Source organism: Zhengella sedimenti, from assembly GCF_046506625.1.
Lineage (GTDB): Bacteria > Pseudomonadota > Alphaproteobacteria > Rhizobiales > Rhizobiaceae > Zhengella > Zhengella sedimenti.
Genome location: NZ_JBKFFP010000017.1, coordinates 1 through 669 on the forward strand (window position 1 = coordinate 1; position 669 = coordinate 669).

The window sequence follows — 669 nt, forward strand, 5'->3', positions numbered from 1 at the left end:
TCACTCGATGATGGAGGCGACGATGCCGGCGCCCACCGTGCGGCCGCCTTCGCGGATGGCGAAGCGCAGCTTCTCTTCCATGGCGATCGGCACGATCAGCGTCACGTCGACCGTCACGTTGTCGCCCGGCATCACCATTTCCGTGCCTTCCGGCAGCGTCACGATGCCCGTCACGTCCGTCGTGCGGAAGTAGAACTGCGGACGGTAGTTGGTGAAGAACGGCGTGTGACGGCCACCCTCCTCCTTCGTCAGGATGTAGGCCTCCGCCTTGAACTTCGTGTGCGGCGTCACCGAACCCGGCTTGCACAGCACCTGGCCGCGCTCCACGCCCTCGCGGTCCACGCCGCGCAGCAGCGCGCCGATGTTGTCGCCCGCCTGGCCCTGGTCGAGCAGCTTGCGGAACATCTCCACGCCCGTCACCGTCGTCTTCGACGTCGGACGGATGCCCACGATCTCCACTTCCTCGCCGACCTTCACGATGCCGCGCTCGACGCGCCCCGTCACGACCGTGCCGCGGCCCGAGATCGAGAACACGTCCTCGATCGGCATCAGGAACGGCTGGTCGATCGGACGCTCCGGCGTCGGGATGTAGGCGTCGACGGCGGCCATCAGCTCGCGGATCGCGTCCTCGCCGATCTTCTTGTCGCTGTCTTCAAGAGCGGCAAGCGC

The 669-nt window shown here is 67.0% G+C and carries 1 protein-coding gene; it reads right to left on the reverse strand.

Features of this window, described 5'->3' with window-relative positions; all coding sequences use genetic code 11:
• Positions 1–669, reverse strand: a 669-nt coding sequence (locus tag ACLB6G_RS20810; RefSeq protein WP_410358055.1) for an EF-Tu C-terminal domain-related protein, incomplete at its 5' end; no start/stop codon positions are given.